The 5,286-nt window shown below is 66.0% G+C and carries 7 protein-coding genes; 1 reads left to right on the top strand and 6 read right to left on the bottom strand.

The window, feature by feature from the left end:
• Positions 1 to 473, bottom strand: a 473-nt coding sequence (locus tag G6N73_RS34570; protein ID WP_165034374.1) for a hypothetical protein, incomplete at its 3' end; no start/stop codon positions are given.
• A gap of 493 nt (positions 474 to 966) precedes the next feature.
• Here G6N73_RS34570 and G6N73_RS34565 point away from each other — a divergent pair.
• Positions 967 to 1,245 carry a WGR domain-containing protein gene (locus tag G6N73_RS34565; protein WP_246252809.1) on the top strand — a complete coding sequence of 93 codons (279 nt, stop codon included), beginning with the start codon at positions 967 to 969 and terminating at the stop codon, positions 1,243 to 1,245.
• An 80-nt stretch (positions 1,246 to 1,325) separates the two neighbouring features.
• Here G6N73_RS34565 and G6N73_RS34560 read toward each other — a convergent pair whose 3' ends face one another.
• The 5 genes from G6N73_RS34560 to G6N73_RS34540 form a co-directional block, all read right to left on the bottom strand.
• Positions 1,326 to 1,652: a hypothetical protein gene (locus G6N73_RS34560; RefSeq protein WP_165034373.1), complete on the bottom strand. Its 327-nt coding sequence runs from the start codon at positions 1,650 to 1,652 to the stop codon at positions 1,326 to 1,328.
• Between the two features lie 65 nt (positions 1,653 to 1,717).
• Positions 1,718 to 2,041 carry a DUF736 domain-containing protein gene (locus G6N73_RS34555; RefSeq protein ID WP_085462449.1) on the bottom strand — a complete coding sequence of 108 codons (324 nt, stop codon included), beginning with the start codon at positions 2,039 to 2,041 and terminating at the stop codon, positions 1,718 to 1,720.
• Between the two features lie 697 nt (positions 2,042 to 2,738).
• The gene (locus G6N73_RS34550) at positions 2,739 to 3,272 is read right to left on the bottom strand and encodes a hypothetical protein (protein ID WP_165034372.1); all 534 of its coding nucleotides are present in this window, start codon (positions 3,270 to 3,272) and stop codon (positions 2,739 to 2,741) included.
• Between the two features lie 309 nt (positions 3,273 to 3,581).
• Complete coding sequence (locus tag G6N73_RS34545; RefSeq protein ID WP_165034371.1) at positions 3,582 to 4,523, bottom strand: DUF2493 domain-containing protein; 942 nt, start codon at positions 4,521 to 4,523, stop codon at positions 3,582 to 3,584.
• A gap of 246 nt (positions 4,524 to 4,769) precedes the next feature.
• A partial coding sequence (locus G6N73_RS34540; protein WP_206079255.1) for a toprim domain-containing protein occupies positions 4,770 to 5,286 on the bottom strand: 517 nt, incomplete at its 5' end.

Here is a 5,286-nt window from a genome sequence, read left to right as displayed (position 1 = left end):
CTGTAGTAAACATTCTCGACGCTAAACCGCGCTCCGGTGATGTCCTCAATCTCGGCAATGATCTTGACGAGCCCGCAAAGCTTTTCGGGCGGCACCCGCACCGGGATCGGAATGTCGCTGTCGCGGGGATGCCAGTCACCCGTGCGGAAGTCGAAATATTCGTTCGTGAGATCGTCGACCAGATAATCGTCGAGGAGTGCGATCGTCTCGATCAACCACGTCTCATACCAGGCGGTCTGGTAGTGGTGCAGGTCGTAGAATGCATCCTCTTGATCGGCCGTTCCGCGCGCTGCGGCGAGCACCCGGTCGGCCGCGAGGATCTTGCGCTGTGCATCGATCATTTTCGCAAGCTTCGCAGCAAGGGTTTCGTGGACGGTGCGAGCCAGTTCTGTGTCGTAGCCAAAGCGGTTGGCGAGAACGCGGATGCGCAGGCCCGAAAGCTGCGCGACAAGCATGAGATTGTTGTGTGCCATGTCATGAACTCCTTCATCTTGATGACGGAGGCCGGCGACGGGCAAGTCGAGCATCGGGTCAAGGAGCGCGAAGCGACCGCCAGAGGCGGCGCGTGGGGGAACCGATTTTCTGACGGCGCCCTCCTTCAGGGCGACGACTGAAAATTGGCGGGACCGCGCGTCCTTGAGGCGATGGGAGCGGCCAGTAGACTGGGACGTCAGAGAGATAGAGACCCGCATGCCCGCCAGGGGATGCGTCCATATCCGGCGACCAGCCGGCGGGGTGCGCGAGGGGTTGCCCCTCGAGGCATCAGGGCCCGGTCGATCCGGGGTCTGATGCCTTGCGAGAGGGGATCGTTACCGGAGGCGGAGACCGCGCCAGCGGGCTCCGTGAGCGTCGCGAGTAGAGCCCGGTCGGCCGCAGGCCGGCTCGCCCAAACACCGTTCATTCAGCCGATGCATCAACAGCCTGAATCGATGCGGTCGGACCGATTCACAGAACTCGTTGGACGGCATGCATTACAGCCGCGACATTCACATCATGCAGATACAAGACGTGATCCACCTCCGTCGCATTGACCCGGCGCGCAACATGGCACGATTTTATCGGCTGTCGTCAGCGCTGAGCCTATTCGGCGACATCTGTCTCGTACGCGAGTGGGGAAGGATTGGTCGGCCGGGCCGGATGCGCATCGACCTCTATGAGAAGGTCGAGGAGGCCGCTGCTGCGCGGCTTGCCTTGGAGCGATCGAAACGGCGTCGCGGTTATTGCGACGCCGGCGGCATTGGATGACGTTCGAACGTGGCGATCAGGACGGGCAAAAGAAGAGGCCCGCTCCGGATGACCTCCGGCGCGGGCCTCTTCTTTTTGGGTTACTTCGACTGCAGATGCCGCAGCAACGCGGCGAGCGGACCGTCATGCGGCGGCCGGTCGGCTTCCGCCGCGAAGTCGGCGGAGAGCCGCGCGACGATGTTGTCGGCAAGCGGCATGAAGTCGAACCCGCGTGATCGCGCGGCCGCTTGCGGCGCTTCGGGTGTTTCGTATTCGCGGTCGCTGGTGCCGAGCCACAGAGCGAGATTGTCGCCAGTCTCGTCGGGGAACGCCTGCAGGAAAAAGGTGCGCAGCGGCGGATCGCAACCGATGACGGCGTCGGGACCGGAGCGGTGGTCGCTGGTGACGGTGATGGTGTAGCGGCTCATGGAAGCCTCCTGATCGCGGGGAGCGAAAAGAGAGCCGGCCCCTTGCGGGGCCGGTTCGCTGCGGTTTACTGCGGGTTATTCCACAGGATCACCTTCTTGTTCTCGTCGCCGCCCGGAGCGGGAGCGAGGTTGCCGAAGATCACGCCGATCTCGGGGGCCTCCAGCTTGACCGAGAGGTATTCCTCGCCCGAACGCTGGGAGATGCGGTGCCAGCCGGCTCCGATCTCGAAGCCTGTGCGCTTGTTGACGATGCGGTAGTCGGGAGCATCCTCACGGGTCTTGTTGGCGTTCGGGATCAGGGTGATCGGGGCGTTGACCCGCAGCGTGGCGAACACGCCTTCCATCGAGCCGTCGGCCTTGGCGGTGAGGTTTGCGATCGTGGTGGCCATGGTAGTTCTCCTTCGGTTGCATCGGGACCATTCCCGATGGCGCCGCTGGAGAGGGCCGTCCTGCTGCGGTCACTCGGCACAAATTCTGGAAAATTCTATTTGCCGCAGACAGCGGGCCGCACTTTCAAGGGCCCCGCTTGCGGGAAGGAAAGTGCCTGGCCCGCAAACAAAACCGAAATCGAATTTTCCTGAATTTTTGCCGAGCGTACCCCCAACGGGGGTTGACCGCAAAAGCAGGCGGTCCACTACAAAGGCGACATGAACACGGGAATGGTCCGGATGTGAGCGAAGGCGACGCCCCCGGCCACCATCGCAGATCCTTCACACCAGGCACTGCGGCCGCGGTCAAGCGTTTGCCCGGCGTGCGGCTCTGCCCTTCCATCACCTGTCCCGCAATCGACGCCCGCGCGGAGGTCCCCCTGCCTTGTCTTCCGTCACGCGCCTGGTTTTGCGGGTCGGAGCAGGCTGGTGATGCTCGATTCCAACACGGGCGAGGTGTCCGCCGGTCAAGCGGGGTCGCCGGGAATGCGCTGCCTGGTCCACAACCGCCCTGCCCTTGGCGCGATGAGCAGATGGGATATTCCTGAGGATTGCCGGCGGGCGCGAGAGGCGGCTTCGCAAGGGGTCGGCCTTCGGCCGGTTCAGGTGGGCGGCTGGCGCCGCCCGGTGGTGGGCCGGTCGGAGCGGCTTGCGACAATCAGGTTGCCAGTGCAACGCGCTCGTCCGCCGTAATGCGTGCTTCGACGTCTCTACGAACGTCCGGACCGGCACGGTGCAGCATGGCGCACCAGTCTGCGATGTTGTGAACGGTTGCCACCGTAGCGCGCATCGTGTCGTAGACGACGCAGGGGCTGCCGATCACGGCAAGGCGCAGAATGTTGAGGCAAGTGCCCGGCGATGCGCCGTCCCAGACCATCAGACCGAAATCGGCGCGGCGGGCCATTTCCCGGTCTTTCGCGGCATGGACAGCATAACCTTGTGCATCGACCGGTGGCGGCACGTGGTAGGCGGCCCAGTCACCGAGATTGTTGCGCGGTTTTGCACCGGCATGGAAGACGCCGACGTGCTCGTAGTTGTAGCCTGCGAGCAGGCCCTGCATTTCGGCATCGGCTCCCGGCGCGTCACCGATCAGGACGCCGTGCTCGGCCGCGACGATCGCACCGATCCGTTCGATCGCGGGGACTGGCAGTTCAAAGATGTCGCGTGAACCGCCCAGGAATATCATCGTCATGGTCGCTTTCCTTTCTCTCAAATCAACCGCCCCGACCTGGCTCTCCTCTCCCTCTCCCGCGCGAGGGATCGTCACCGAAGGCCGAGACGGCGAAGCCGGCTCGGGGAGCGGCGGTACGCCGCGACTAGAGCCCGGCCGGCCGCAGGCCGGCGCGCCCAAACCTGCGTCGAAGGAGATTTGGAAACTCTCCATCTCGCGCTCTTTCGCACGGCGCCCCCGCCGGATTTGCTGACCAGAACGGATGTGCACACACGAAGAACTCGACCGTGGAGGGGTCTGGTTCTTCGACGCGGGGAATGAGGGTGGCGCTCACGCGCCACCCTCCGTGAACCGCCAGACCGGGATGCCGAGCCGGCGAGCCTTGTCGGCCAGGTTCTCGGTGATGCCCGAGCCGGGGAAGACGATCAGGCCGTAGGGCATGACCGAGAGCAGCTGATCGTTTCGGCGGAACGGAGCGGCCTTGGCGTGCCGATTCCAGTCCGGCTTGAAGGCAATCTGCGTGACCTTGCGGTTCTCGGCCCAGCAGGCGGCGATGCGTTCAGCGCCGCGTGGGCTGCCGCCGTGCAGCAGGACCATGTCCGCGTGCTTCTCGCGGGCTTTGTCGAGCGCGTCCCAGATCCGGTCGTGATCGTTGCAGTCAAGACCGCCGGCGAAGGCGATCTTGGTGCCGGCGGGCACCAGCACCTCGGTGTCGGCGCGGCGGCGCGCGGCGAGGAAGTCGCGGGAGTCGATCACCGCAGACGTCATCGCCTGGTGGCTGACCTTGGAGCCGGTGCGCGGCCGCCAGGCCGAGCCCGTCTGCGCCTCGTAGAGGTCGGCGGCCTCGTCGCGCATGATTTCGAGGACATTGCGGCGCTCGATATAGGTGATGCCTTCGGCGGTGAGCCGTTCCAGCTCGACCGACTTCACCTCGGAGCCGTCCTGCTCACTCTGGCTCGAGCGCTGTGCTTCCTCGTTGCGGTCTAGGTTGCGGGCGACCCGCTCGGCCGCGCGGTGGAACACGTTGGTGAAGGACCAGAGCAGGTCGTCGAGGTCGGGTTCGAGCCTGGTGTCGCCGAGCATGCCGGCGAAGGTCTCGACGATCCCGGCAAGGCCGGCCTGGATCACGCTCTCGTCCGGCAGCGGGCGGGGATCGGGCTCGTCCTGATGCGGACGATGACCGTACATCTGGAGTTCGAGGATGACGCGGTCGGTCGGCGAGGAGGCGTGGTAGGGCTCGTAGGCGTCGTCGAATGGAAGCTCGTAAGTCATGGCGTGTCTCCGTCGGTTGTGGCCGCGCCCACCGCGGCCTGACAGCGCATCCCGGCCGCGCCCCGGGCGCGGCCGCACCGAAGGCCGGAGCGAAGCGGAGGACGGCGCAGCCGTTGCGGCCGTGCCCGGGGGGTGGCAGGGATCGCCTCTCAGGCAGGCCGCGGGCGCGGCCTTTCCGATGGACTGCCGCCATGGCTGCGAGACTTCCGGTGACGCCGGCCCTGCCCGCCTGCCGGCGAGCGCCATTCATCCGGGTGGCAGGAAGAGACGGGCATCTTCCGGGAGGAGCTGATCGCGCAGCCACGTGGCGAGATGGGCCGGGCCGAGATGGCGTAGATCGTCATTGAAGTCGCCGAGATGCGGCCGCAGTGCCAAGGCTGCGATCCCGGCCTCGCCTGCGCGCTGGCTGAGAAGCTCGATGCCGTGCCGGCCGGCGGCGTCCGCATCGGCGGCGATGTAGAGGCGACGGCAGCCAGGCGGGAAGGTCAGGCCGGCGAGGTGATTGGCCGAGGTGGCGGCGGCCACCGGCAGTGCCGGCATCACGGTGCGGAGCGATGCCATCGTCTCGAAACCCTCGCCGGCGGCCATGACCGGAATAGGTGCGCCAGGCTCCAGGCCGAGCCAGATGGCGTTCCCCAGGAGACGGCCCAGCGAGCGGCGTGGATCGACGAGTTGCGCCTTGCCTGTGCCCGCAGGATCGAGCCAGGTGCGTTGCAGGCCGCTGACGCGCCCGTCGGGGCTGGTGACAGCGGCAATCAGCGCA

Source organism: Allomesorhizobium camelthorni, from assembly GCF_011045125.1.
Taxonomy (GTDB): domain Bacteria; phylum Pseudomonadota; class Alphaproteobacteria; order Rhizobiales; family Rhizobiaceae; genus Allomesorhizobium; species Allomesorhizobium camelthorni.
Note: the sequence above shows the minus strand (reverse complement) of the source record. Positions and strands in the feature narration are given on the sequence as shown.